A 24,634-nucleotide genomic window follows, 5' to 3' on the forward strand; every position below is an offset into this window, starting at 1 on the left:
TGGGCCTCAACCCTTGAGGCCGGTGGTGGCGATGCCTTCGATGAAGCGGCGCTGGGCCAGCAGGAAGGCGATGACGAGGGGCGCGGTCATCAGCACCGCAGCCGCCATGAGCGCGCCGAAATCGTCCCCCGCCTCGTCCGAGCGAAAGTAGAGGACGCCGAGGGCGGGTGTGGCGTAGCCCGGGCCGCTGACCACGATCAGCGGCCAGAACAGGTCGTTCCAATGCGCGACGACGGAGAAGATCGCGAAGGCGGTCGCGGCCGACCAGGCGTTCGGCAGCACGATGCGCCACACGATCTCCGCCTCGCCCAGCCCATCCATCCGCGCGGCATGGATCAGGTCATCCGGCAGTGATTTGAAGAACTGGCGGAAGAGGAAAATGGCGAAGACCGAGATCGTCGCGGGCGCGATCAGCGCGGTGTAGCTGTTGAGCAGGCCGAGCTGGCTGAAGCCGACATAGAGAGGCAGCGCCGGCACGTGATAGGGCACCAGCAACCCGAGCATCACCGCGCCGAAGGCGATTCCGCTGCCGGGGTACCGCAGCTTCGCCAGCGCATAGCCCGCTGGCACCGCGAAGATCAGCTGGAACACCAGGATTCCACCACAGACGACGACGCCGTTCCACAGGTAGCGCCACACCGGCACGCGGGCGAAGACCTTCCCGTAGTTCTCGATCGCGTGGAAGCGCTCGGGGATGAGGGCGAGGGAGGCGCGGAAGATCTCGTCCAGCGGCTTCAGGCTGGCGGAGATCATCCAGGTATAGGGCATCAGCACGAGCAGCCCGAGCAGGGTCAGCAGAGCGAGCCGCGGCAGGTCCGCGATCAGCGAGCGCTCACGCATAGTGCACCCGCTTCTCCAGCACCTTCGTCTGCAGCCAGACGAGGGCGAGCACGATGGCGAGGAAGACGAGGGTGATCGCCGCCGAGTAGCCCAGGCGGAAATAGGTGAAGCCCTCCTCGTACATCGCGTAGAGCAGCACCTCGGACGCCTTGTTCGGCCCACCCTGGGTGAGCACCGCCACGCTGTCGAAGACGCGCACGGCCCGCGTCATGGTAATGGTGACGACGAAGAGCGTGGTCGGCCCCAGTAGCGGCCAGGTGACGAGGCGAAACCGGTCCCAGCCCCTTACCGCTCCATCCACCTCAGCTGCGGCATAGAGCTCGCGGGGGATTGCTGTCAGCCCAGCGAGGAAGAGGACGAGGTTGAACCCCATGTTCTCCCACACGCCGATGGCCGCGAGCGAGATCAGCACCGTGTCGGAGGAGGAGAGCCAGGCCGGACCCTCAATGCCCACCACACGGAGTGCGGCGTTGAGCGGCCCGATCGTCGGGTGCAGCAGGTACTGCCATGCCGCCGCCATCGCCACGGGCAGGGAGATAACGGGCAGGAAGAACACCGCACGGAATAGCGCCTTGCCGCGCGTTCCCGCCTCGATCAGCAGCGCCAGCCCCAGCCCGCCCAACACGGAGAGCGGCGCGACGAGCGCGACGTAGAGGATGGTATTGCGCAGCGCGATGCCGAAGCCGCGGTCACGCAGCAGCTCCGCAAAGTTGTCGAGACCGATCCAGTTCAGCCCGGCCGCGCCCAGCTCGTAATCCGTGAAGGCCAGGGCGATGCTTGCCAGGGTCGGCAGCAGCAGCATCGCCATGAAGGCGATGGCGGCAGGGGCGGTCAGCATCCATCCTGCCAGCGCCTCCCCGGTGGAGAGGCGGGGCGCCGAGGTGACCGAGAGGGTGGCGCTAGACAAGGGCCGCTTCCGGCGAGAGGGCACGCACCGCCACGCGGCGGCCGGCGGCATCGAAGACGAGCGCGCGGGAGAGAGGGAAGCCCAGCGTCACCTCGCCGCCGGGCGGCAGGCTGTCGCGCTCCTCCGGCGCCAGGCGCAGGGCCAGCGGCGTGCCGGTCGGCGCGTGTCGCAGATGCACGAGAAGGCTCTCGCCCAGGAACTCCACCGCCTCGATCCTGGCCGAAAGGCCGGCACCGGCCGGCTGCAGGTCCTCGGGACGCAGCGCCAGGGTCATGGCGCCGGCGCCCGACACACGCAGGCCCACCGCCTGGCCGGCCACGCGCAGCACGCCGTCCGCATCGGCCTCGGCGGGCAAGGTGTTGATACGGGGCGAGCCGATGAAGGCCGCCACGCGCAGGTCCTGCGGGTTCGCATAGATCTCGGACGGAGAGGCGACCTGCAGGATCTCGCCGGCCTGCATCACCGCCACCCGATCCGCCATGGTCAGCGCCTCGGACTGGTCATGCGTGACATAGACGGTGGCGACCCCGGCCGCCTTGTGGATGGCCACGATCTCCCGCCGCGTCTGCACGCGCAGGCTGGCATCGAGGTTGGACAGCGGCTCGTCCATCAGGAAGGCGGCGGGGCGGCGTACGATGGCCCGGGCCAGGGCCACGCGCTGCCGCTGCCCGCCCGAAAGCTGACCGGGCCGGCGCGACATCAGCGCGCCCAGGCCGATGGATTCCGCGGCCTGCCGGACATCGCGCGCGATGCCGTCCCGCACCGCCCGCGTGCCCGGAATCACCGCGCCCAGGAAGGGCAGGCGCTGGGCCGCGCTCAGCCGCCGCATGGCCAGCGGAACGGCGATGTTCTCCTCCACCGTCAGATGCGGGTAGAGCGCGTAGGACTGGAACACCATGGCCACGTCACGCTGCGACGGGCGTAGCCCGGTCACCTCGCGGGCGCCGATCCGGATCTGCCCGGAATCGGCCGACTCGATCCCGGCGATGCAGCGGAGCAGTGTGGACTTGCCGCACCCCGAGGGGCCGACCAGCGCCACGAACTCACCGGCCGCAACCTGCAGCGATATCCCGCGGAGCACATCCGTGCCGCCGAACCGCTTGGCCAGCCCCTCGATCGCTATTCCGTCCACTCTCAAGCCCCTGATCACGGGGCGGGGCCTTAGGGGCTGCCGATGACGATCGCGTTGCAACCGCGTGAATGCAGCATGGCAGGCCAGACGGGCGCGGGGTGTCCGGGCGCGGAGGCTTCCATTTCAGGACTGGCCCAACTGAGGCAATGGCGCCACGGACTGCCCCCGGTGCCGCAAAGGTTTCATCGCTATCTTGCAAGTGATTATCAATTGTATAGAAGTGAGCGACTGCCCTGAATTGTCGGCAGACGCGATCGCACCCGGAGAGAGCATGCATTCCCTCAATCCCCGAGCCGCCCAGCTCGCTGCCTGGCTGCTGAGCGCGACCGCGCTCTCCCCCGTGGCCCTGGCTCAGGAACAAGGGGCAGTGAGCGTGCCCTCCGTGGACGTGACGGGCGCGGCCGAGCGCGCGCTGGACCCGGTGCGCGGCTTCGTCGCCCAGCAGCAGATCACCGGCACCAAGACCGACACGCCGCTGATCGAGAACCCGCAATCCATCTCCGTAGTGCCGCGGGACCAGATCGACGCCCGCCAGGCCCAGACGCTAGGCGAGGCGCTGCGCTACACCGCCGGCGTGCGCGGAGAGAATTACGGCACGGACAGCCGCACGGACTGGTTCCAGATTCGCGGCTTTAACGCGCAGGACAATGGGCTTTTCCTCAACGGCTTGCGCTACAACACCGGCTACGCCGGCAGCGTGTTCGAGACCTATGGCCTCGAGCGTTACGAGGTGCTGCGCGGCCCGACCTCGGTGCTCTATGGCCAGATCGCGCCGGGCGGCCTCGTCAACATGGTGCAGCGCCGCCCGACAGATTCGCCACAGGGCGAGGTGCGGCTGACGGCGGGCAGCTACGGCCGCACGCAGGTGCAGGGCACGTCGAGCGGGCCGCTGACCGCGGACGGGGTGTGGTCTTACAATCTCACCGCGCTCGGCCGCGCCAGCCAGACGGCGGTGTCCGAGGTGCATGACGACCGCGCCTTCATTGCCCCCGCGCTCACCTGGCGGCCGGATCCGAACACTTCGCTGACCGTGCTCGGCTACTATCAGGCGGACCGGACCTCGGGGAACCAGTTCCTTCCCTATGACGCCACCGTCCGGCGCACGCCCTTCGGCCGCGTCAGCCGCGACCTGTTTACCGGCGAGACGGATTACGACCGGTTCAATCGCACGCAGTACGGCCTAGGCTACGAGTTCAACCACCGCTTCAATAGCGTTTTCTCCTTCCAACAGAACCTTCGCTACAGCCAGACGGACATCAACTGGCGCCAGGTCTATGGCGGCGGGTTGCAGGACGATCGGCGCACTCTGAACCGCTTCGCCTACCGCGCCGACATCAATGTCGGCACCTTCCAGGTGGACAATCAGCTGCGCGCCGACTTCACCACCGGCCCGCTCTCGCACACCGTGTTGGCAGGCTTCGACTACAGCCAGATTAACTACCGCAACGCCCAGTACTTCGCGAATGCGGCGGGGCTGGACCTTTTCGCGCCGGTCTATGGCAGCCCCGTCCCGGCGCTCACGACGCCCTATGACAGCGTGCGCCAGGTCAACAGTCAGTACGGCCTCTACCTGCAGGACCAGATCCGCCTCGACCGGCTGGTCCTGCTCGGCGGCATCCGGCAGGACTGGGCGTATTCGGATGTGAACGACCGGGACGCCGGCAACACCCGTCGCTACCAGAACGACAGCGCCTTCACTTGGCGCGCCGGCGCGCTCTACCTCTTCGACAACGGCTTCGCACCCTATGCCTCCTATGCGCGCTCCTTCCAGCCGCAGATCGGCACCGACAGCCGCGGCTTCTCCTGGGACCCGCTCGAGGGCGAGCAGTATGAGGTGGGGCTGAAGTACCAGCCGCCGGGGATGCGCAGCTTCGTGCAGGCCAGCCTTTTCAACCTGACCCAACAGAACACGTTGACGCCCGACCCGCTGAACGCGTTTCAGCAGGTCTCTGTCGGCGAAATCCGCGTGCGCGGGTTGGAGCTGGAAGCCGTGGCGGAACTGGGCGGCGGCGTCAGCCTGACCGGCTCCTACACGCTGCTCGACCCGGAGGTCACGAAGAGCACCAATGCGGCCGAGATCGGCAATCGCCCCAATGGCGTCGCGCGCCACAATGCCGGGCTCTACGGAGAGTACACCTTCGTGCAGGCGGCTGGCGCGCTGTCCGGCCTCACACTGGGTGCCGGCGTTCGCTACCTGGGCAATACAACGACAGCGAATGCGGCCGGCAACGTCGTGCCCTCCACCACGCTGTTCGACGCGACGATGCGCTACGACCTGTCGAAGCTGGCGACGACGCTGAAGGGCCTTACGCTCGCGGTGAACGCCAGCAACCTGGCCGATACGCGCTACGTCAGCCGCTGCGCCGGCGACACCGGCTGCTTCTACGGCAACCGGCTGAACGTGATCGGCAGCATCTCCTACCGCTGGTAAGGCCCAGGGCGCCGTCCGCGAAGGCGGCGCCTCGCCTCTTAGAGCCCCGTCCAGTAAGTGCCCTCATAGGGCACCGCTGAGAAGCGCGCATTGATCTCGGCCAGCGTGGCCGCCGGGTCCAACCCGCCGAACAGCTCCGGCCGGATCCAGCGCGCCATTGCCTCCAGCGCCACGATGTTGATAGCCGCGCTGTTGAAGGCGTGCCACAGGCCGTACGCTCGCCCCGTTCGCACCGCGGGTAGTGCGGCCAGCTCCGGCGCGCGGAGCACGGCGGCAAGGCTCGATCGCGCGGCCTCGGCCGGGGCGCCCGCCCCGAGCTGGATTCCCGCAGCGTCGCCCGGCAGATGGATGCCGGTACCGACGAAGACCTCGGCGCCGGAGAGGATCACCTGCTCCACCGCGAGGACACCGCCCTGCGCATTGGGCAGCGCCCGCTCCGCGACGTTCCGTGCGCCGAGCAGATCCAGGAATTCCCCGCCGCTTCCCTCCACGCCCGGTGACCAGCAACAAGGCCAGCGCCCGGCATAAGCCGTGAACAGCACGCGCGGGCCGGGGCGGCCCGTCTCCACCACGTGCCGGACGATCCGCTCGCGCCGTTCCTCGTAGAAGCGGGCATAGGCCTCGGCCTTCTCTTCGCAGCCCAGCACCGCGCCGAGCAGACGCATCGTTGGCAGCGTGTTGCGCCCGGGCTGCTGAAAGAAATCGATATAAACGACCGGTACCCTCGATGCATCGAGCAGCTCGACCGCGCGGCGCATCTCCGGGGAGTTCGCCTGCCATGTCCCGAGGAGCACGAGGTCTGGCTTCAGTGCCAGCAGCCTCTCCGCCGAAAGGCTCTGGCCGACCGCCGATGTCAGTGCCGGAACGGCGTTCAGCGAGGGAAAACGGCGCCGGTAGGCCTCCTCCGCGACCGGGTCGACCTGCTTCCACTCCCCGCCCATCCCCACCAGGATCGAGACCGGATCGGGGTGGATCAGCGCGAGGTTGGGCAGATGCGCCCCCTCACCCAGGACCACCGCGCGCGGCGGTGCGGCAAGGGTGATCCGGCGCCCCAGGATGTCCGTCACCTGCCGCGGCCAGCCTGACGCCGGCTGCGCGGAAACGCCCTTCGGACGAAGCGTTGCCGCCGGCACCATAGCCGAGAGCGACGCCAGGGCAGCACGACGCGAGAGGCCCGGACGGGTCATGGGCCGGGCTGGCTCCGGGTAATGGTGATCGAGAGGAGAGGCCGTTCAGTGGGCCTCGCCATCCCCGCCCTCCCGCCGCCAGTAGCCCACGGCGCGGCAGCGGCCATTCGGCAGGCCGCGCTCTCGGGACCAGTGCTCGCGGATCGCCCGCGCGGATTGCGCCTCGCAGGCCGCCCAGGCCGAGACCGGTTCATCCGAGGGCCACTCGGCCGCGCGGACCGCCGCCTCCAGCCGGGCACCGTGCCGCGCGCCGTTCCGGTGCAGCCATCTCACGACGACGCCGGGCGGGCAGCGGAGGTCTTCCTCCTCCGCGGCATCCTCCACCTCGAGCAGCACGAGGCCGCGCGCATCCGCCGGCATCTCCTCCAGGCCGCGTGCGATCGCGGGCCGCGCCGTCTCGTCCCCGGCCAGGAGGACCCAGCCCTCCATCGGAACGGCACCGCCGCCGGGTCCCATGATGCCGAGCCAGTCGCCGGCGGCGGCATGGGTGGCGAAGCGGGAACCGGGGCTGCCGTCGCCGTGCAGGACGAAGTCGATATCGAGCGTGCCCGCGGCAGGGTCCAGGCGGCGGATCGTGTAGCTGCGGCGGTGCAGGGCGGCATCGTCGAAGATCGGCTGGCCGCTCGGGCTCACGCGCGGCCAGGCCGGCTCCTGCCCCGGCCGGGTGCCGGCCGCGGGGATGAGAACCTTCACATGCATCTGGTCGGCCGGCGCGAAGCGCTCGAGCCGCTCCCCCCGCAGGGTGATGCGGCGCAGGCGGGGCGTCACGTCGAGGGTGCGGACGACCTGCAGGGCGCGGAAGTTGTGCGGCCGCGCGTCCGGGCCGGAGACGGCGCCATCCCCGGACCAGCGGATGCCCAGGGCTTCCTCCGGCGCGAAGGCGTCCAGCTGGCCGGAGACGACGTTCTTGGCATCAGCGAGCCGGTCGGGATCCGAGGCCTCGATGCGCAGCGCGACGGAGCCCGGCTCGGCCCGCAGGCTCGCGATCACGCCGGGAAACATGATCCGCGAGTCAGCGACCGGGCCGGTCACGTTGAGCCCGTTCTCGGCCATGCACTCCCGGAAGCGAGAGATCAGCACCAGGGGGATCGTGGCCCGGGCGCGGGCTTCAGCGATGAGGGCAGTCATGTGATTTGGCCTTCCAGGTGCCGTCCGCGGCGCACCGACGGCGCCTCGGCCGGGACGAGGGAACACAGGAAGGCCGGAGGCACCGAGGGCCTGCCGGGCGCGGACACGATCGACGGGTAACGGAGCGATGGGAACGCCATGCGAATGTCTCGCAACAAGCCAGAGCTGGCCTTGCCACAGATGCAACTGCCTCGCAATCGGGAATCTGTTCGGGCGGCCACACCGGTGCTCGTTCAGCCACCGATAGCGCCGACCTTAACGATCCCGTGACGAACCCCCGTGCAGGATGCGGCTGCCCGCCACCGCGGCGGTTCCGGCCCGGATGCGCGTCGATCCTGTTCGGACCAAAGCGCGATGCGTCGGCCCTCAGCCTCCTTCAAGGATCCTTCCCATGCTGTTCCGTCGCCTTGCCCCTGCCCTCGCCTTCGCCGCACTCCTCGCCTCGGCGGCCTCGGCCTCCGCCCAGTGCGACACCCGCTTCACGCTGCGCAACAGCTCCGGCGTGCAGGTGAACGAGTTCTATTTCGGGTCCAGCAGCAACCCGAACTGGGGCCGTGACCGCCTCGGTGAGAACGTGCTGTCGCCGGGCCGCACCCAGGATTTCCGTACCGCGCAGAGCGGGCCGCAGGATTTCAGGGTGGTGTGGGACAACGGCGATACGGCCGAGCTCCGGCGGATCGACATCTGCAGCACCAACGAGATCGTGGCGACGCAGCGCGGCATCTCGGCCCGCTGATCGAATGGCCTCGGCTGCCCGCAGCCGGGGCTCGCTTCCCGCGCGGCGCTCCCGATCCGAGAGCAGCGGCTTGAACCAGCTTGTGCGTAGTATTTGGGGAAGGCGGGCCGGCGAGGCGCGGGCGGGCGCCTCAAGCCGGCCCTAACCGCCGGTGCTTGGAGGAGCACGCGACGGCTTGGAACAGCCTATAGACCATCGGCACCCCGGACGCGAATCGCAATGCGCGACTGACGGGCGGCAAGGCCCCTGCCGCGATGCGGAGCCGGCTGGCCCTGGTCCTCGGATCAACCCTGCCGAAGCGCGGGCGAGCGATCCCGGAGCGGAGGCCTAGGCTGCCGCGGTCGCGCGGATCGGCCCGCGCGTGGCCCAGTTCGCCGCGACCGCGCCCAGCCCGACCAGCACCATCACCGGCCAGAAAGCGGCGTAGCTTCCCGTGGCATCCACCAGGACCGCGCCCGCGCCCGCGCCCAGGAAGCCGCCGATCTGGTGGCTGAAGAAGCAGACCCCGTAGAGCGCCCCCAGATCGGCCACGCCGAAGCGCCGAGCGATCGCGGCCGCCGTCAGCGGCACCGAGCCGAGCCAGATGGAGCCGAGGACCGCAGCGAAAAGCAGCGTGCCCCATTCCGTCACGGGCAGCGCCGCGAAGAGCGCGATGGCCACGCTCCGGACTAGGTACACCCCGCCCAGCGCCACCTCCGGCCGGATAACACCGCCCAGCCTGCCGCAGAGCCAGGAGCCCGGGATGTTGAACAGCCCCACCAGCATCAGCGAGGTGGCACCGAGCCAGGGTGGCATGCCGCACAGGGCCAGATGCGCCGGCAAGTGGGTGGTGAGGAAGGCGAGCTGGAAGCCGCAAGCGAAGAAGCCGAGGGTGAGCAGCGCGAAGTCGCGTTCCCGCAGCGCGCTCCGGGCCAGCGCCGGCAGGTCCGACAGCGGGCGGCGCGGCGCCAGGGCGTTGCGGGGCGACCACTCCATCACGCGCGCGGCCGGCAGGATGAGCAGCGCCATCAGCGCCATCGCCCCCAGCGTCGCGACCGCGCCGAACCAGCCCATGCCGATCTGCGCATAGGGCACCAGCAGGGCCTGCCCAACGGAGCCGCCGGCCGCGGCGATCCCCAGTAGGCTGCCCCGCCGCTCGGGCGGCGCGGCGCGCCCCACCGCGGCGATGACACTGCCCGTTCCGGCACAGCCAACGCCCAGCCCCGTCATGATCCCGATGCCCAGAAGAACCGTGACCGGGGAGGGATAAACCGCCACGAGGCCGAGGCCGGCGGCGTAGAGAAGCCCGCCCACGGCAGCGACACGCCCGGCGCCGTAGCGATCGCCAAGCGCACCGGTGATGGGCTGGGCGAGCCCCCAGGTCAGGTTGTGAAGAGCGACGGCAAGGCCAAGGGTGACGAGCGAGATCCCCGTCTCGGCCCCGAGGGGAAGAAGGAATAGCCCGAAGGTCTGGCGTATCCCCATGGCCATGGATGCCGCGACCGCCGCGGCGATGACCACAGCCCAAACGCTCTGGTTCTTCACCACCCGGCTCCTCCCTTCCTGCGTGTGCCGCAGACTCAGCCAGCGCCGCCCGGGCAGTAGGCGCGCAACGATCGGCTGGGTCCAGGCCCCGCGGCCGGGCCGCGTAGAAAATTGAAGACCCGCCACTCACCCCCTCGCCCGAAGCGTCCTCGCCTTCACGAGGCAATAGGAACCAGCTCCCCATGCCTTCCATGCCGGGCCATTCGCTCTGCGTGCCACCGCGGCAACCCGGCCTTAACGGCACCATGGGCAGGATGCGCACAGGCTCTCCCGCGACCTCCGCAGGCGCGGCGGCAGCCAGGGCCGGCATGGCGACGGGAATCCTCGCATGCCGGCCCGCCCCGAAAGAGGCGGGACACCGGAACGCGAAACGTCCCGCGGCAATTGCCAAGGGTTCACGGAACCTGACGGGACCTCAGTCCCTGAACAGCACGGCCGGCCGGCCCATTGCGATCGGGGCACCGGTGTCGCGCCGGAGTTCGGCGCGCGCGGCCTCATAGGCCTCTTCCGCGCCGCGGTAGGCGTGCCGCCCCTCGATCAGGGGCCGCTCATCCCTCACGAGCTTCCACCACCAGCTTCGTGACGGGGGCCCTCGCCGCTCGACCACGATCTGCGCATCGGCGAGGGAGAGATCGGCTTGCAGCGGCATGAGCATGGGGCACGCATAATCGGTCCCGGTTCAGCAGTGGTTACCGCCCGGCGCGTCAGCGGCCGACATGCCGCAGATCTCTCAGTGACAATCTTGCGGCATCATAGGCGCATTGCGCGCTGGGATAGGCGCGCGGCCCGGCACCGAGCGGCCGCAGGTCGGCGCCCGGCACGTCCTCGACCAAGCGCCAGCACCACGCGGCAGTGCCGCGCCCGCGGCGCTCGACGACGATCTGCACATCGGCCAATGCCGCATTCTTGCGCATGGAGACATCCACCTGTTTTGGGGTCGCTCGACAGGGGATGGTTAGGGTCGGGGTGGTTTCCGAAAGGTTAGCGCGGCGGTGGCACCGAAACCTTTTCCTGTCCGCCGCGCCGGAGCGCGATCGGCACCAGCGGCAGAACCAGAAGGATGTTCAGCACGGCCCCGCCGAACAGCACGGCAAGTGTCGTGCTGGGCCCGAAGCCGTCCAGCAGCCAGGCCCCGAAGGAGGGCGAGGCGGCCTGCGCCACCAGCGTCGGCATGGCGATGCGGCCCATCAGCACGGCGTAACCCTCACGGCCGAACAGGGCCAGCGGCACGGTACCGCGCGCGATGGAGCGGATGCCGCTGCCTGCACCGTAAAGGACGATTCCAGCGCCCGCCGCCGTGACGCCGCCGGCCAGCAGCCCCAGCCCGATCGCGACCAGCACGGCCGAGGCCACCAGGCTCCAGACCGGATGCGCCCTGCGGCCGACCAGCATCTCCAGGATTCGCGCGCCGACCTGGCTGGGGCCGATCAGGGCCCCGAGCGCGACCGCAGCAGCCAGCCCGACCCCACGCGCTTGCAGCAGGGTCAGCAGGTGCACCGAGACGACGGTCATCACCACGGCCGCCAAGGTGAAGCCCCCGGCCAGCAGAACGAAGGCCAGCCGCTGCTCCGGCCTTACCTGCCCGGCCGCCATGCCATCGCCCTTCGCCGCATCGGGCGCGCGCCGCGCCTCCCGCGGGACGCCGAGGAGGTAGAGGGGCAGCACGACCGCGAGATGGATGGCCGCATAGGTAAGGCAGGTGCCGCGCCAGCCCAGCTGCTCGACGAGAAGGGCGCTCAGAGGCCAGCAGACCGTGCTGGCGAAGCCGCCGAACAGGGTGACATGGGTGATCGCGCTGCGGGCCTCATCGCCATAGAGGCGGCCGAGGGACGAAAAGGCGGGATCGTAGAGCCCCGTCGCCATGCCCAGCCCGATCACGACCCAGGCCAGGACGAAGACGGACAGGTTCGGCGCGAGACCCAGCATCAGCAGCCCCGCCGCGAGCAGGACCGCGCTCGCCGCCAGGACCGGGCGGCCGCCCCGCCCGTGGATCAGGTGCCCGATGCGTGGGGAGGCGAGCCCCGAGACCAGCATCCCCACCGAGAGGGCGCCCATGATCCAGGTGAGCGACCAGCCGGTATCCGCCGCGACCGGCCCGGCGAGGACCGCGAGGAGATAGTAGGAGGAACCCCAGGCCAGGATCTGGGCGATGCCGATGGCCGAGACGACCACCAGCCGCGGGGGGGACGCCAGGGCGGGAACTTGATTCGGCAGCACATGGCGAGGTTATGCATGGAGGGGCGGTGTGTGTAGCCCCGGCGCTGCCCTGCCACTGGTCCATCGGGCTCACGCCATTCCGGGAGGCATGCGGCCATTGCCGTGCGGCGACCGGCTAGCGTCCGCCTGGCGAGCGTTCCTGCTGTTCCATGTGACGCCGCAGCAGCTCCATGTTGCGGAGGTTGGCGCGGAAGAAGACGTCCCCGATCGAGCCCGCGACGGGCACCGCGCTGATTACCGCATCGAGGCCGACATTGGCGGCCATGCGCAACAGGGTCCCGGCAGGCACGCCGAGCCGGCGCGCCTCCCAGATGAGATAGGCCGACACCGCAGTCGGGACTATGGGCCCGACGCCCGGGATCAGGCTGAGGACGGCATCCGCCCCGAACCGGATTCGGGTGCCCGGAATGTGCCACTTGCTGTCGAGCAGCCGCGCAATCCGCTGAAGGCGAAGATGCCCGGCGTGGCCCGCCATGCGATCGTCGCCCGGGACGGTTGCCGGGATCAGATCACGCATGCCGCTCCTCCGCACGGGCCGACTCCCGGGCCTCCGGAAGATGGGGCCAGCCTGGAGAGGTGGGTATGGCGGGCGCGCCGGCCTGGGCTGCCCGCGCCCATGTCACTGCCGCATCCGTGGTTCACCGCCAGACCGGCTGACCGAGGCCGGACGGCCCGCCTCCGGCCCGGCCCGGCTCCTCCCGCGGCTCGTCACCACTGCCGTAAGGTCGGCCATAGGGCGTGCCGTCCGGCTCCGGGTCGTCGAGGCGGTTGCGAAGCGGCCGAGGATAAGCCGCGCCCTCATCCTGCCGGTAAGCCGGGGCGTCCTCGCGCCCGTAGCCGGCGTTCCAGCCCCCGGGCCCACCCGGCGGCCACGGCTGTTGGCGCGGGTCCTCCTGGGCACCGTAGTCCTGCCCCCTGCCCAGCCGGCCGTCCTCGGGGGGATAGCCTGGAGGGGGACCGTAGGAGCGATAGCCCGGTGCGGCCTCGTAGGAGGGCTGTATCGCGTAGCCGCCGGGCGGAACCGGCGGAGGCAGCGTGTAGGACTGCGGAGCGGGCGCGCGGCCATAGGGCGCGTAGGCCGGTGCATTGTCGTAGTAATAGGCGGGCGGCGGCACGCAGCCTGCCAGCAACAGGCCCAGCGCCCCCACTGCAAGAATGTCCCTGGTCGGGCGCAAGGCAGGCTTCCTCGCCGATGTCATCGGCGGAGAGGGCGCCACGAGGATGGCGGCATTCCGGCCCTGCGGTGTCGGCGCCGTGACGGCATCCCCGGCAAGGAAGCCGCCATGCCGGAGCTCGCGCCCTGCCGTCTCGCTTCGGGGAATGCTGTTCATGGCAGGGATCCTACAGCCAGCGGGCGCGCTTGAAACGCAGGAAGAGCGTGATGCAGAGCGCGGCAATAACGCCGAGGACGATGAAGTAGCCGTACTGCGTCTTCAATTCCGGCATATTCTCGAAGTTCATCCCGTAGATGCCGGCAATTGCCGTGGGCACCGCCAGGATGGCGGCCCAGGCGGCAAGCTGCCGCGTGATGACGCCCTGCCGCTTCTGCTCGAGCAGCGAGCTCACCTCAAAGACCGAGGTCAGCACCTCCCGCAGGGCGTCCACCATGGTCTGGACGCGCCGGACATGGTCCAGCACGTCGCTGAAATAGGGGCGGGCTTCGGCGTCGACGCAGGGCAAGTCCAGGCGGACCAGCTTCGAGCAGACTTCGCTCATCGGCCCGAGCACCCGCTGGAAACGCGTCAGCTGCCGGCGCAGGTGGAACAAGTGCGTGACCTGCTCGCGGTCCAGGAAGGCGTCGATGGCGCGCTGTTCGATCTCCAGCACGTCCTCCTCGATGGTTTCCACGATCGGAAGATAGCCATCGACGATGAAGTCCAGCACGCCGTGGAGAACGTAGTCCACGCCATGGGCGAGCAGCCTGGGGGCTGCCTCCAGCTGGGCCCGAAGGTCGGCATGGCCGCGCCCCGAGCCGTGGCGAACGGTGATGATGTGATTGCGCCCGACGAAGATGGCCGTCTCGCCATAGGTGATCTGGCCCGCCTCGAACTGGGCCGTGCGGGCCAGGACGAAAAGCTGCTCGCCATAGACGTCCACCTTCGGCAGCTGGTTCGCCTTCAACGCATCCTCGACGGCGAGCGGGTGGAGGCCGTAGGTCTCCTGCAGACGCTTCAGCTCCTCCGGCGTCGGGTCGATCAGCCCGATCCAGGCGAATTCCGAGGCATGGCCGGAGCAGGGATTTGGCTGGTCGATGTCGAGGGCGCTGACTCGCTCCCCCTCCCGGTAAAGCTGCGCCGCGACAACCGTCATCCCTGCCCTCGTTCCCTTCCGAACATCGGGGCCAACGCGCGGATGGCGGGCGGAGTGCCATCCTGTTCAACGCATTACACCGCTTTCACGCTCCGCCCAGCCAGGCGGGCCGAAGCCGGCGCGCCCGGAGTCGTCCGGCCGGATGTGGCTGCAGGCCACAAGGCCGGGGACGAACACGCGATTGCGCCTGCACCCGCGGCAACGGTTGCTGACGGCATGGGGGCTTTCGTGGCTTGATGCGCGGAGCAAGAGGATTGATCCCATGGCCTGGACTCGCGTTATCGACGCCGACGAGGCTGCCCGTTCCCTGCCCGCCTGGGTTGCCGCGCGAATGGTGGGGGCGCGTGGAAGATTCGGGCTCCTGCTCACCACCGGCGACGTGCTGCGCATCACCTCCATCACGGCGGCAAATCTTTCGTCCGACGGCACCATCCTGCTCGACGTGCTGCTCGACCATGCCGGGGCGCCCGACGGCATCGATCTCGCCTGGCAGCCGAAGCACTATCTCGGCGCGCCGGTCCCGGGGGCGACGCTGGCAACTGTCAACATGGCGCAGGTCGTGACGGCGGTGGAGTTCGTCGCCACCGAGATTGCCGAGCCGGCCAACGACATCGCCCTGGTCGAGGACACCGACATGCCTCTGGAGCTGGTCGGTGCGGAGGGGATGGCCGCATCGCGCTGACGGACCCGCCCTCGCCGTCAGCCGCTCAGCTGACACCGGACCCTCCGCTGCCCTAGCCTGGACGGACAAGCAGGGGAGGACTCCATGGGCAGGCTCGACGGCAGGATCGCCTGGGTCACGGGCGCGGGTAGCGGCATCGGCGAAGCGGTGGCCGAGCGCTTCGGCGCGGAGGGGGCGACGGTGGTGCTCACCGGCCGCCGCCGGGAGCGGCTGGAGAGTGTCGCGGAGCGCATTCGGGGCAAGGGCGGCACGGCCGAGGTACAGCCCGCGGATCTGACGGCGGCAGACGAGGTGCAAGGCGTCGCCGACTGGATCGGCAGCGCGTTCGGGAGACTCGACGTGCTGGTCAGCAATGCCGGGCTGAACGTGACGGAGCGGAGCTGGTCCAACCTCACGACGAAGGGGATCGACCAGCTCGTCCAAGGCAATCTCTCCTCGGCCTTTTACGTCGCGCGGGCCGTGCTGCCGGTCATGCGCGCGCAGGGCGGCGGCGTGATGATTCATACGGCCTCTATGGCCGGTCGCAATCTCGGCGTGATGAGCGGCCCCGGATACCAGGCCGCCAAGCACGGCGTCGTCGCCATGAGCCACAGCCTGAACATGGAGGAGTGCGTCCACAACATTCGCAGCACCGCCTTCTGCCCGGGCGAGGTGAACACCGAGATCCTGAAGAAGCGACCCAACCCGCTGAGCCAGGACGAGCTGAACCGCATGCTGCAGCCGGAGCACTGCGCGGAGCTGATCCTCTACGTCGCGACGCTGCCGCCGGGGGTGACGATGAACGAGGTCTGGCTGACGCCCACCCACAACCGGGCCTATGTCGCGGCGCTCGGGCGGAAGCTGTAGGGGGCAAGGGAAGGCGTTTTCCGGCCCGTCTTGACGCCGCGCGCGCCAACCCGGAAGGCGAGCGCGGCGTCCCTTCAAGCCGTCATGGAGCCGCAATGGTTCTGCCCGAATTCCGTCTCTGGTAACCCATCTCGTTCCGTGACACTTCGTCCACCCGTTTGGAGACGGTTGGCCGAAGCGGCCCCCGCATGATGCTGCCCTCCGGCGTGACCGGGCGCCGTTTCACGACGGTTCCCGACGCAGGCGGCGCTTGATGCAGGGGCAGCACCGGATGCCAGCACGCGCCATTGGCTGCTGAGGGTGGACGAGTTGACGGAACAGCCTGGGGCCGACAGCGTCGCCCTTGCATATGACCGCTGGGCCCCGGTCTACGACCTCGTCTTCGGGCCGGTCTTCCGCGAGGGCCGCCGCGTGGCGACCGAGGCTGCCGAGCGCGTCGGCGGGCGGATTCTGGAGGTGGGTGTCGGCACGGGGCTATCCCTCGCCGGCTACCGGCGGGAGAACACCATCTTCGGCATGGACATCTCCGCACCCATGCTCTGGAAGGCGCGCCGCCGCGTGTCGCAACAGCGGCTGGGGCATGTCGGCGGCCTTGCCGTGATGGATGCCGAGCGCCTCGCTTTCGATGATTCGAGCTTCGACGTGATCGTCGCCCAGTACGTCGTCACCGCCGTGCCGAATCCGGAGCGGGCGCTGGACGAGTTCCTGCGCGTGGTGCGTCCGGGCGGCGAGATCGTCATCACCACCCGCGTCGGCGCCGAGGGCGGGCTGCGCGGCAAGATCGAACGCCTGCTGATGCCGGTGACCAGCCGGCTGGGTTGGCGGACCGAGTTCCCGTGGCGCCGCTACGCCGACTGGGTCGCGGGCGCACCCGGCGCGCGCCTGATCGAACGGCGGCCGCTTCCGCCGTTCGGTCATTTCTCGCTGGTGCGTCTCACCAAGGCCGCACCGGACAGCGCTCGCGCGCTCGCCGATGCATCCGCCACGCCCGCGTCCAGGGCCGGACGGCCGATGGTTCACCAACTGGTCTCGTCAACCGAGAAGGAGTCGTGATGAACGGTTTTGTCGAGCACCTGCGGGAGCAGCGCTGGGACGATCACCGCTACTACCACCACAGCCGGATCAACCAGAGCCTTCACCTGCTCAGCGCCGTCAGCTTCGTCTGCGCCTACATGCTGCTGTTCAAGGATCCCGCGGTGGCCGCGCTGATCGGCTGGCTCGTGGCGATGACCAGCCGCCAGATCGGCCACCTGTTCTTTGAGCCGAAGGGCTACGATGCCGTGAACCACGCGACGCATGAGCACAAGGAGGAGATCAAGGTCGGCTACAACCTGTTCCGCAAGATCGTCCTGATGTCGCTCTGGGCGTTGTCGCCGCTGCTGCTGGTACTCGATCCGTCGCTGCTCGGCACAGTGGAGCCGCACGAGACGGCAGGCGGTTTCGTGCGGAACATGGGCTATCTGTGGCTCTTCCTCGGCGCGACCGGGCTGCTGTTCCGCGTGGTGCAGCTCTGCTTCATCCGCGACGTGCGCACGGCGCTGGTTTGGGCGACGAAGATCATCACCGACCCGTTCCACGACATCAAGCTGTACCACCGCGCGCCCGGCTATCTGCTGCAGGGCCAGCTGATCGATCCCACCCATGGCCGCCATCACCATGGGGACGAGTGGGAGGCCGAGGAGCGCAAGGCCTGAGCCCGACGCGCCCGGGGCAGCCCGGGCGCCGCGGCCCCTTGGTGACCGGCGTGGACGCGACAGCCAGAAAGCGGCGCCACCTCCCGCCGGACCTTACCGCTCATCTGCGAGACCCCTGCCCGGCATCTCGCGGCAGCCCTTCAGGAAAAGACGAGGATGGGTCCGGGAGGGAGAATTCCTTCTTCCTCCCGGACCTGTCAGCCCGCTTCCGGCTTGGCCCCTCGCCCGCCGCGGTGGCGGAACATCTCGCGCAGGATCCCGCGCTTGATCGCCTTGTTCGTCGTCTCCGGCCCGTCCCACCAGCCGTCCCGCTCCATGGCCCGCGCGGCAGCGACGAAGCGCTCCGTCACGGCCTCGAACTCCGCATCGCCGTAGTTCAGGCTGAAGATCAGCCGCCCCGTCCCCACCCAGCTCAGCGCCAGGCCCTCAGCCCGAAGGTAGTATTGCAGCATCCAGTTGTAGCGGGACGGGCGGGTGTAGAGGACGGTCCAGATGGTCGAGAGATTGGCCAGGCGGACCGGCACCCCCTCTCCGTCCAGCCGCGCGTTCAGCGCAGCGGCGCGGCCGTTCCAGCGCTCCTCCAGCCCGTCATACAGGGCCTGCACCGCCGGGCTTTCCAGACGCCGCAGGAAAGCATCCATCGCGCCCATGACATAGGGGTGGGAGTTGAAGGTGCCGCGGGCAAAGCAGATGTCCACGGGGTTGTCGTCCCGGTACCGGCGCATCAGTGCGCGCCGCCCGCAGAGCGCCCCGATCGGCAACCCGCCGCCCAGCGTCTTGCCGTAGGTGACCAGGTCGGCTTGCACGCCAAAATACTCCTGCGCACCGCCCGGTGCCAGGCGAAAGCCGACGAACACCTCGTCGAAGATGAGGACGATGCCGCGTTCGGTGCACACCGCGCGCAGCTTGCGCAGCCACTCGGCATAGGCCGCGCGGTCATAGCCCGCTCGCCGGCCGCTATCGGCCAGGGACGAATCCCCCGGCGCCCCCGCATTCGGGTGCAGCGCCTGCAGCGGGTTCACCAGAACGCAAGCGATATTCCCCCGCGTGCGCAGCACATGCAGCGTCCGCTCGGACATCTCGGCCAGGGTGTAGGTGCCGTTCGCCGGCACGGGGTTGCCGATGCCTGGCTGCACGTCTCCCCACCAGCCGTGATAGGCGCCGGAGAAGCGCACGAGATGCGAGCGCTTGGTGTGGTAGCGCGCCAGGCGCACCGCCTGCATCACCGCCTCGGTGCCGGACATGTGGAAGGACACCTCCTCCATCCCCGAAATGCCGCGCAGCCGGGCGACGTTCTCCGCGACGACAGGGTGGTAGGCGCCGAGCACCGGGCCGAGCTCGCGAACCCGCGCGGCACCCTCCTCGATGCACTCCTTGTACGCGTCGTAGCCCAGCAGGTTCACGCCGTAGGAACCGGTGAGGTCGAGGAAGACGTTGCCATCGAGGTCCGTCACCGTCACCCCTGCGGAGGAGGCAAGGAAGGACCCGCCCGCGAGATGCCGGCGCAGGTAGTTGCTGTACTGGAAGGGCACGCGGTAGGCGGCAGTGAACTGCAAGTCGGACAGCCCCGCCTTTGCCTCCTCGGTCAGGGCCGCCGTGCGCGCGAAGCGCTGCCGGTAGAGGTCGGAGAGGCGATGGAATCCTTCGCGGCGGCGCGCGACCACCTCCTCCGCCGCGCCGTCCGAGTTGAAGAATTGCTCCTCCCCGAACTCGTAGAAGGGGATCATCGAGGCGACGCGGCGCGCCATGCGCGCGTGCCCGGTCAGCGACCGGTGCTTCGCGCGGGACAAGGCGAGCCGCGCGCGCCCCTTGACGAAGAGCGCCGCCATCGCGCTGGCGCCGGCCGCAAGGGCGCCGATTTGAGTCATCACCATCCTATGGTCCTGTCACGAGGCTGATATCATGCCGACACTTCGTTCCACCCTTGCCCGGGTGGCGCAGCAGGAGGATCTCAACTTCCTCCTCACGAACCGTATCCCGCGCCGCCTGGCGACGCGCTTCATCGGCTGGTTCAGCAAGATCGAGCACCCATTGGTGCGCGACCTGTCGATCCGTACCTGGCAACTCTTCGCCGATCTCGACCTGAGCGACGCGCGGGAGACGCGGTTCCGCAGCCTGCACGACCTGTTCATCCGTCGGCTGAAGGAGGGCGCGCGACCCGTCGATCCCGACCCCGCGATCCTGGCCAGCCCGTCGGACGCGATCGTCGGTGCCTTCGGCACGGTGGAGAGCGGGCAGGTGCTGCAGGTGAAGGGGTTCCCGTACCCGCTGCGCGACCTGCTGGGCGATGAGAAGGAGGCGGCCCGATACGAGGGCGGCAGCTACGTCACACTTCGCCTCACATCGGCGATGTACCATCGCTTTCACGCGCCGCACGACATCCGGGTTGAGGCGGTGACCTACATCTCCGGCGACACCTGGAACGTGAACCCCATCGCGCTGAAGCGCATCGAACAGCTGTTCTGCAAGAACGAGCGCGCGCCGATCCGGGCACGCCTCGCCGGCACCGGCCATCTCATCACCCTCGTCCCGGTCGCGGCCATCCTGGTGGCCAGCATCCGCCTGGGCTTCCTCGATCCGGCGCTGGACCTGCGCCAGGGCGGGCCGCGCCGCATCGATTGCGACGTGCCCCTGCGCAAGGGCGAGGAGATGGGGTGGTTCCAGCACGGCTCGACGATCGTGCTCTTCGCGCCGGCAGGTTTCCGCCTGCATGAGTATGTGCGGGAGGGCGGCACGATCCGCGCCGGGCAGCCGCTGCTTCGCCTGCCGGAGGACAGTCGGGCGGCCTGACACGCGAAGCGAGGCTGCCGCCGGCGCAGCAAGGGAATGGCGGGCATCTCGCCATCCTGGCGGCTTGGGGGTCGGGTCGGGCAGCCGCATCGCACCTCGCACGGTCTGCGACTGTCCTTACGCAGGGGCAGAAGGCCCCGGCATGAACCTTGTGTGATGCTGTTAACGAACCGGCAGGGCCGCGGCACTGCCCTCCATCGCAGGGTGCGAGGTCGTGCGCGCGTCCTTCCCCTCGTGCAGCCCCGCGCACCAGACGGCACCGGTCAGCACGGGACGGTTCAGTCCTGCGGGCGCTCGCTGAGCGCCGGTGCGGCCAGGGTTCCGGCCAAGCGGGTCCCTTCCCCCAGCCGGATGCTCCCATCAGGCTGCGGTACGGCCAGGGGAGCGACCATGATCTCCGCGCTGCTGCCGGTTACTCCCAGGGCGCGCGCGACGGGTGGCGTGATGTCGAGCAGGCGGCCCGCGCTCGCCGGACCACCTCCACGAACCTGAACCAGGGTGGAGCGTCCGTTCTGCAGGTTCTGCACCCGGGCCGTGGTGCCGGGAGGCAGGATCCCGCTGACCCCGACCGCCGCCGCGGAGGCCAGGGCCGGGTCGCTCAGCACCGCAGCCTGGGCCTGCCGCGCCTTGCCGGACCGGTCCTCGCCCTGCCGCGGGGACGGACGGGGAGCCGGGCGGGGGGCGATTTCGATAATGGCGCCGCCACCGCGCTGCTGCGCCATGGCCGGGCCGGAGAAGGCAAGCAACAGGCCGGACAGCGCCCCGAGCAGCGCCGCGCACCCGCGGCCCCGGTATCCTCTCAGCCCGGCATGGCCCGGCAGCCCGCAAGGGGCATTCGCGGCGACCATTTCATGGGCAAGCAGGGGGTAGGCGGTGCTCATCCGACAAGTCTCGCGCATCGGGCATGTGCCTGCCAGCGGCATCGCGCAAAGCCCTGGAAAGACCTTACTTGCCCCTGACATGGGTCGCGCAGGCCGGCCCCGTCGAGCAGTTCGCGAAGAGGTGACCAGGAGGCTTCTCTCCCCTCTGCGCAAGCTAGGCCGACAAACGGCCCTGCGGGCCATCTGGGGCCCTGACCGGGCGACCCTGAGGGAATTGACACCCCGTCAGTCCGGATCGTTCCTCACGCGTGCCTGAGCCGCCATGCGCACGCCCGCATTGGGCGCACCGTAATCCGCGTAGCCGCCCCGCCGCTCCACGATCTCGAAAAAGAAGCGGTCCTCGAAGGGCAGGGTATAGGCGTGAAGGAACTCGCCGCCGCTGCTGTCGCGGTCATAGAGCAGGTGCCCGCGCTCGAGATCGGCCAGCTTCCCGTCCTCAAGCCCGAAGCGGGCACCGAGATCCTCATAGTAATTTTCGGGGATGGTCAGCATCGGCGCTGCCCGTCCGGCGACGAAGCCGGCAAGGTCCGCGGTCGAGAAGGCGATGTGATGCACTCCGGCCCCGGCGATGGCGGAGATGAAGCGCCCTGTGGCCGTGTTCCGGCTCTCCGAGACATTCAGGGGCATCCGCACCTGCCCTGTTCTGTCGGACATGGCGCGGCTCCGCACCAGGCCCTTGGGATCGGGCAGGTCCATGGGCTCGTTGGGAACCAGCCCGAAGACGGAGCGGTGGAACAGCACGAAACCGTCCATCTGCCCTTCCGTAAGCGCGTGCGCCACATGGTCCACGGCATCCAGCGGTACCGCGGGCTGCGGACCGGCCGGCAACATGCGGAAATCGCTCTCCCATCCTCTGGCGCCCTCCGCGCCAGCCTCGACGAGAAGGATCAACGTTCCGTCCGGCGCCCGGATGGCGGGGATGCGCCGCTCTCCCTCCCCGATCCGCTCCCGCCAGACCGAGCAGAGCAGCGTCTCCGCCCGTGCCATGGCGCGGTCCGCATTGTCCACGCGCAGCGCGGTCGCGCAGACCGATGCGCCGTGCAGCTCGAAATGCCCGGCCGCGGCACTGTCCGGCTCGGCATTGAGCACGAGGTTCACCCGGCCGTGCCGCCACAGCTCCACCGCTTTCGACCGGTGCTCGCCCGCCTTGTGGAAGCCGAGCGTGGACAGGAACCCCCCGAGCTTCCGGCCGCGCGCCTCGTCCACCGCGAATTCAAGGAACTCCACCCCGCCCAGCTCGGGTGCCGGAGGCAGAGGCGCGGCAGGCACGGAGGGTGCAGCAAGCACGGAGTCCAGCCAGATCAGGGAACGGTGCCCATCCCGTGCGATGCGCCGGGCCGCGGCGGAGCGAAACTCGTCGTTGAACACCTCGAGCGAGAGCGGGCCCCGGTAGCCGGCCGCCAGCGCTTCGCGCGTGAAGCCCGCGACGTCCAGCTCTCCCTGCCCCGGGAAGTTCCGGTGGTGGCGGGACCAGCTGAGCACATCCATCGAGAGGCGTGGCCCGTCCGCCAGCTGCACGAAGGCGATCTTCTCCCCCGGCACCATCCCCGACAGCCCATCCAACGTGTCCCCCAGAGCAAGGGTGTGGAAGCTGTCGAGGATGAGGCCGAGCGCCGGGTGATCGGCGCGCTGCACGATGTCCCAGGCCTGCCGCCATCGGTTCACATGGCGGCCCCAGGACAGCGCCTCGTAGCCGACGCGCAGCCCGCGGGCCGCGGCCCGATCGGCCATCTCGCGCAGGTCGGCCGCGGCCCGTGCGGGGTCGTCGATCGCGGTGGCCTGCACATTGCTGCAGACCAGGATCAGGTCGGTTCCCAGCGCCTGCATGACGTCGAACTTGCGCTCGGCGCGGTCCATGTTCCGCCGGCGCTGCGGCTCGGGCATGGCCTCGAAGTCGCGGAAGGGCTGGAAGATGGAGATCCCGATCCCGAGCTCCGCCACCATCGCCCGGATATCCTCGGGCGGGCCGTCATGGGTGAGGAGATCCTGCTCGAAGATCTCCACACTCTGGAACCCGGCATTGGCAGCCGCCTCCAGCTTGTCGGGCAGGCTGCCGGAGAGGCAGACGGTGGCGATCGACTTGGGAAGCGGCGCGGTTGGCGTGGTCACTTGCCTGTCTCCCTACCCGGCCCGAGGCCGCATCAGAACGCACGGATTCATCGCCAGAATGGCGAGGCGGGGAACGGGCAGTTCGGAACCGGAACCTGCCGCGGCTGAGAAATCCGCGTCGCGGCAGGCCGCCGGTCCAGCCTACTCTACGGTAATACCGCGCGTGCGGATCACCTCGCCCCACTTTCCGCTCTCGGCGGCGAGATAGGCGGGGAACTCCTCGGGCGATCCGGGAGTCGCCGTGTTCGCCGCGGCCTGCAGGCGCGCCAGGATGTCCGGGTCCTTCAGCGTCGCCAGCATCGCCTCGTTCAGCTTGCGCGTCACCGCCGCGGGCGTGCCGGCCGGGGCGAGCAGCGCGAACTGGGAGGAGCACTCGAAGCCCGCTAGGCCGGATTCCGCGATGGTCGGCACCTCGGGCGCGAGCGGAGAGCGCTGCTGGCTGGAGACGCCCAGCGGCACCACGCTCTTTGCCTGGATCAGCGGCAGCGCTGTCACGGCATCGACGAAGGCCATCTGCACCTCGCCCGCCAGCAGCGCCTGCACGGCGGGCGCGCCGCCGCGATAGGTGACGTTCAGCACGTCGATCTCGGCCATCCGCAGGAACAGCTCCGTCGCCAGATGGGCGGAGGAACCGGCGCCGGAGGAGGCGTAGGACATCTTCCCGGGCTGCCGCTTCGCCAGGGCGACGAGCTCGGCGATCGTCTTCGCCCCTGTGGCCGGCGTCGTGCACAGGAAAATCGGCGTCTCCGCCACCCGTCCGACGGGGGTGAAGGACCGGGCGTCGTCATAGCCCTTATTCGGGAACAGGTGGGTGGCCATCGCGTAGGTGGAATTCACCCCGAGCAGGATGGTGTAGCCGTCGGGCCGCGCGCGGGCGACGGAGGCGTGGCCGATCGTGCCCGAAGCGCCCGGGCGGTTCTCGACCACGATCTGCTGGCCGAGCGTGCGGCTCATCCCCTGGGCGAGCAGCCGGGCCACGAAATCCGTGGAACCGCCCGGCGCCCAGCCGATGACGAGGGTGACGGGCCTGTTCGGATAATCCGCCTGGGCCTGCCCCTGAGCCTGGGCGGGGACAATACGGGATGCGGTCGCAGCGGCGAGGCCGCCCGCGATCATGCGGCGGGTGATGGTCATTGGACATTCCTCCTTCCGGCTCGTTGGGAGCGCGTTGAACCCGAATGTACTAGTTGGTACATTACGCCCTCAAGAGAAAAAATGGA

23 protein-coding genes are annotated in these 24,634 nt (G+C 69.5%); 7 read left to right on the forward strand and 16 right to left on the reverse strand.

Translation table 11 applies throughout. From position 1 onward, the window contains the following. Positions 1-6: 6 nt before the first annotated feature. The 3 genes from ACVBD7_RS17280 to ACVBD7_RS17290 are packed head-to-tail and all read right to left on the reverse strand — an operon-like array spanning position 7 to position 2,879. Positions 7-840 (reverse strand): carbohydrate ABC transporter permease, encoded by an 834-nt coding sequence (locus ACVBD7_RS17280; RefSeq protein WP_458094474.1) that lies wholly within the window; start codon positions 838-840, stop codon positions 7-9. Continuing rightward, on the reverse strand, positions 833-1,747 hold the full coding sequence (locus ACVBD7_RS17285; RefSeq protein ID WP_458094475.1) for a carbohydrate ABC transporter permease: 915 nt from the start codon (positions 1,745-1,747) through the stop codon (positions 833-835). The genes ACVBD7_RS17280 and ACVBD7_RS17285 overlap by 8 nt, the downstream gene beginning before the upstream one ends. After that, on the reverse strand, positions 1,740-2,879 hold the full coding sequence (locus ACVBD7_RS17290; RefSeq protein ID WP_458094476.1) for an ABC transporter ATP-binding protein: 1,140 nt from the start codon (positions 2,877-2,879) through the stop codon (positions 1,740-1,742). Before ACVBD7_RS17290 ends, ACVBD7_RS17285 begins: the two co-directional genes overlap by 8 nt. Positions 2,880-3,150: 271 nt before the next feature. On the opposite strand from ACVBD7_RS17290, the gene ACVBD7_RS17295 reads away from it, so the two are divergent. Continuing rightward, complete coding sequence (locus ACVBD7_RS17295) at positions 3,151-5,310, forward strand: TonB-dependent siderophore receptor (RefSeq protein WP_458094477.1); 2,160 nt, start codon at positions 3,151-3,153, stop codon at positions 5,308-5,310. Positions 5,311-5,348: 38 nt separating this feature from the next. Here the strand turns inward: ACVBD7_RS17295 and ACVBD7_RS17300 are convergent, their stop codons facing one another. Both ACVBD7_RS17300 and ACVBD7_RS17305 read right to left on the reverse strand, forming a co-directional pair. After that, positions 5,349-6,497 carry an ABC transporter substrate-binding protein gene (locus ACVBD7_RS17300; protein WP_458094478.1) on the reverse strand — a complete coding sequence of 383 codons (1,149 nt, stop codon included), beginning with the start codon at positions 6,495-6,497 and terminating at the stop codon, positions 5,349-5,351. A 45-nt stretch (positions 6,498-6,542) separates the two neighbouring features. Further along, a complete protein-coding gene (locus ACVBD7_RS17305) occupies positions 6,543-7,625 on the reverse strand; it encodes a DUF2218 domain-containing protein (RefSeq protein WP_458094479.1) in 1,083 nt (360 codons plus the stop codon). A 391-nt stretch (positions 7,626-8,016) separates the two neighbouring features. On the opposite strand from ACVBD7_RS17305, the gene ACVBD7_RS17310 reads away from it, so the two are divergent. Continuing rightward, positions 8,017-8,361, forward strand: a complete 345-nt coding sequence (locus tag ACVBD7_RS17310) for a hypothetical protein (RefSeq protein WP_458094480.1) — start codon at positions 8,017-8,019, stop codon at positions 8,359-8,361. A gap of 327 nt (positions 8,362-8,688) precedes the next feature. Here ACVBD7_RS17310 and ACVBD7_RS17315 read toward each other — a convergent pair whose 3' ends face one another. The 7 genes from ACVBD7_RS17315 to corA all read right to left on the reverse strand — a co-directional run bounded on the left by ACVBD7_RS17315 (position 8,689) and on the right by corA (position 14,412). Further along, positions 8,689-9,885, reverse strand: a complete 1,197-nt coding sequence (locus ACVBD7_RS17315) for an MFS transporter (protein ID WP_458094481.1) — start codon at positions 9,883-9,885, stop codon at positions 8,689-8,691. A gap of 415 nt (positions 9,886-10,300) precedes the next feature. After that, positions 10,301-10,540 (reverse strand): hypothetical protein, encoded by a 240-nt coding sequence (locus ACVBD7_RS17320; protein WP_458094482.1) that lies wholly within the window; start codon positions 10,538-10,540, stop codon positions 10,301-10,303. Between the two features lie 49 nt (positions 10,541-10,589). Next, positions 10,590-10,799 carry a hypothetical protein gene (locus ACVBD7_RS17325; RefSeq protein WP_458094483.1) on the reverse strand — a complete coding sequence of 70 codons (210 nt, stop codon included), beginning with the start codon at positions 10,797-10,799 and terminating at the stop codon, positions 10,590-10,592. A 67-nt stretch (positions 10,800-10,866) separates the two neighbouring features. Next, entirely contained in the window at positions 10,867-12,102 is a 1,236-nt protein-coding gene (locus ACVBD7_RS17330) for an MFS transporter (RefSeq protein ID WP_458094484.1), read from the reverse strand. A gap of 115 nt (positions 12,103-12,217) precedes the next feature. Then, positions 12,218-12,619: a DUF4112 domain-containing protein gene (locus ACVBD7_RS17335; RefSeq protein ID WP_458094485.1), complete on the reverse strand. Its 402-nt coding sequence runs from the start codon at positions 12,617-12,619 to the stop codon at positions 12,218-12,220. A 121-nt stretch (positions 12,620-12,740) separates the two neighbouring features. Further along, positions 12,741-13,433, reverse strand: a complete 693-nt coding sequence (locus ACVBD7_RS17340; RefSeq protein ID WP_458094486.1) for a hypothetical protein — start codon at positions 13,431-13,433, stop codon at positions 12,741-12,743. Between the two features lie 10 nt (positions 13,434-13,443). Then, the gene (corA, locus tag ACVBD7_RS17345; protein WP_458094487.1) at positions 13,444-14,412 is read right to left on the reverse strand and encodes a magnesium/cobalt transporter CorA; all 969 of its coding nucleotides are present in this window, start codon (positions 14,410-14,412) and stop codon (positions 13,444-13,446) included. A 262-nt stretch (positions 14,413-14,674) separates the two neighbouring features. Here corA and ACVBD7_RS17350 point away from each other — a divergent pair, with 262 nt between their 5' ends. The 4 genes from ACVBD7_RS17350 to ACVBD7_RS17365 all read left to right on the forward strand — a co-directional run bounded on the left by ACVBD7_RS17350 (position 14,675) and on the right by ACVBD7_RS17365 (position 17,634). Further along, positions 14,675-15,094, forward strand: coding sequence for a hypothetical protein (locus ACVBD7_RS17350; protein ID WP_458094488.1), 420 nt, complete (start codon positions 14,675-14,677; stop codon positions 15,092-15,094). 84 nt (positions 15,095-15,178) lie between these two features. After that, a complete protein-coding gene (locus ACVBD7_RS17355; protein ID WP_458094489.1) occupies positions 15,179-15,940 on the forward strand; it encodes an SDR family oxidoreductase in 762 nt (253 codons plus the stop codon). Between the two features lie 309 nt (positions 15,941-16,249). Beyond that, positions 16,250-16,993, forward strand: a complete 744-nt coding sequence (locus tag ACVBD7_RS17360) for a class I SAM-dependent methyltransferase (RefSeq protein WP_458094490.1) — start codon at positions 16,250-16,252, stop codon at positions 16,991-16,993. Further along, the gene (locus ACVBD7_RS17365; protein WP_458094491.1) at positions 16,993-17,634 is read left to right on the forward strand and encodes a hypothetical protein; all 642 of its coding nucleotides are present in this window, start codon (positions 16,993-16,995) and stop codon (positions 17,632-17,634) included. The genes ACVBD7_RS17360 and ACVBD7_RS17365 overlap by 1 nt, the downstream gene beginning before the upstream one ends. A gap of 197 nt (positions 17,635-17,831) precedes the next feature. Here ACVBD7_RS17365 and ACVBD7_RS17370 read toward each other — a convergent pair whose 3' ends face one another. After that, positions 17,832-19,508, reverse strand: coding sequence for an aminotransferase class III-fold pyridoxal phosphate-dependent enzyme (locus ACVBD7_RS17370; RefSeq protein WP_458094492.1), 1,677 nt, complete (start codon positions 19,506-19,508; stop codon positions 17,832-17,834). Positions 19,509-19,536: 28 nt separating this feature from the next. Between ACVBD7_RS17370 and asd the strand changes: the two genes are divergently transcribed. After that, positions 19,537-20,424 carry an archaetidylserine decarboxylase gene (gene asd / locus ACVBD7_RS17375; protein WP_458094493.1) on the forward strand — a complete coding sequence of 296 codons (888 nt, stop codon included), beginning with the start codon at positions 19,537-19,539 and terminating at the stop codon, positions 20,422-20,424. Between the two features lie 278 nt (positions 20,425-20,702). Here asd and ACVBD7_RS17380 read toward each other — a convergent pair whose 3' ends face one another. The 3 genes from ACVBD7_RS17380 to ACVBD7_RS17390 all read right to left on the reverse strand — a co-directional run bounded on the left by ACVBD7_RS17380 (position 20,703) and on the right by ACVBD7_RS17390 (position 24,548). After that, the gene (locus ACVBD7_RS17380) at positions 20,703-21,305 is read right to left on the reverse strand and encodes a hypothetical protein (protein ID WP_458094494.1); all 603 of its coding nucleotides are present in this window, start codon (positions 21,303-21,305) and stop codon (positions 20,703-20,705) included. A 225-nt stretch (positions 21,306-21,530) separates the two neighbouring features. Continuing rightward, on the reverse strand, positions 21,531-23,414 hold the full coding sequence (locus ACVBD7_RS17385) for a bifunctional sugar phosphate isomerase/epimerase/4-hydroxyphenylpyruvate dioxygenase family protein (RefSeq protein ID WP_458094495.1): 1,884 nt from the start codon (positions 23,412-23,414) through the stop codon (positions 21,531-21,533). A 141-nt stretch (positions 23,415-23,555) separates the two neighbouring features. Beyond that, a complete protein-coding gene (locus ACVBD7_RS17390; RefSeq protein ID WP_458094496.1) occupies positions 23,556-24,548 on the reverse strand; it encodes a Bug family tripartite tricarboxylate transporter substrate binding protein in 993 nt (330 codons plus the stop codon). Between the last annotated feature and the right edge of the window lie 86 nt (positions 24,549-24,634).

The sequence above is a fragment of the Roseomonas sp. WA12 genome, from assembly GCF_054165765.1.

Coding starts and splice junctions, on each gene's coding strand:
- ACVBD7_RS17280 (WP_458094474.1), bottom strand. CDS start 840: ATGCGTGAGCGCTCGCTGATCGCGGACCTGCCGCGGCTCGCTCTGCTG.
- ACVBD7_RS17295 (WP_458094477.1), top strand. CDS start 3,151: ATGCATTCCCTCAATCCCCGAGCCGCCCAGCTCGCTGCCTGGCTGCTG.
- ACVBD7_RS17300 (WP_458094478.1), bottom strand. CDS start 6,497: ATGACCCGTCCGGGCCTCTCGCGTCGTGCTGCCCTGGCGTCGCTCTCG.
- ACVBD7_RS17305 (WP_458094479.1), bottom strand. CDS start 7,625: ATGACTGCCCTCATCGCTGAAGCCCGCGCCCGGGCCACGATCCCCCTG.
- ACVBD7_RS17310 (WP_458094480.1), top strand. CDS start 8,017: ATGCTGTTCCGTCGCCTTGCCCCTGCCCTCGCCTTCGCCGCACTCCTC.
- ACVBD7_RS17320 (WP_458094482.1), bottom strand. CDS start 10,540: ATGCTCATGCCGCTGCAAGCCGATCTCTCCCTCGCCGATGCGCAGATC.
- ACVBD7_RS17325 (WP_458094483.1), bottom strand. CDS start 10,799: ATGCGCAAGAATGCGGCATTGGCCGATGTGCAGATCGTCGTCGAGCGC.
- ACVBD7_RS17335 (WP_458094485.1), bottom strand. CDS start 12,619: ATGCGTGATCTGATCCCGGCAACCGTCCCGGGCGACGATCGCATGGCG.
- ACVBD7_RS17340 (WP_458094486.1), bottom strand. CDS start 13,433: ATGAACAGCATTCCCCGAAGCGAGACGGCAGGGCGCGAGCTCCGGCAT.
- corA (WP_458094487.1), bottom strand. CDS start 14,412: ATGACGGTTGTCGCGGCGCAGCTTTACCGGGAGGGGGAGCGAGTCAGC.
- ACVBD7_RS17350 (WP_458094488.1), top strand. CDS start 14,675: ATGGCCTGGACTCGCGTTATCGACGCCGACGAGGCTGCCCGTTCCCTG.
- ACVBD7_RS17355 (WP_458094489.1), top strand. CDS start 15,179: ATGGGCAGGCTCGACGGCAGGATCGCCTGGGTCACGGGCGCGGGTAGC.
- ACVBD7_RS17365 (WP_458094491.1), top strand. CDS start 16,993: ATGAACGGTTTTGTCGAGCACCTGCGGGAGCAGCGCTGGGACGATCAC.
- ACVBD7_RS17370 (WP_458094492.1), bottom strand. CDS start 19,508: ATGGTGATGACTCAAATCGGCGCCCTTGCGGCCGGCGCCAGCGCGATG.
- asd (WP_458094493.1), top strand. CDS start 19,537: ATGCCGACACTTCGTTCCACCCTTGCCCGGGTGGCGCAGCAGGAGGAT.
- ACVBD7_RS17380 (WP_458094494.1), bottom strand. CDS start 21,305: ATGAGCACCGCCTACCCCCTGCTTGCCCATGAAATGGTCGCCGCGAAT.
- ACVBD7_RS17390 (WP_458094496.1), bottom strand. CDS start 24,548: ATGACCATCACCCGCCGCATGATCGCGGGCGGCCTCGCCGCTGCGACC.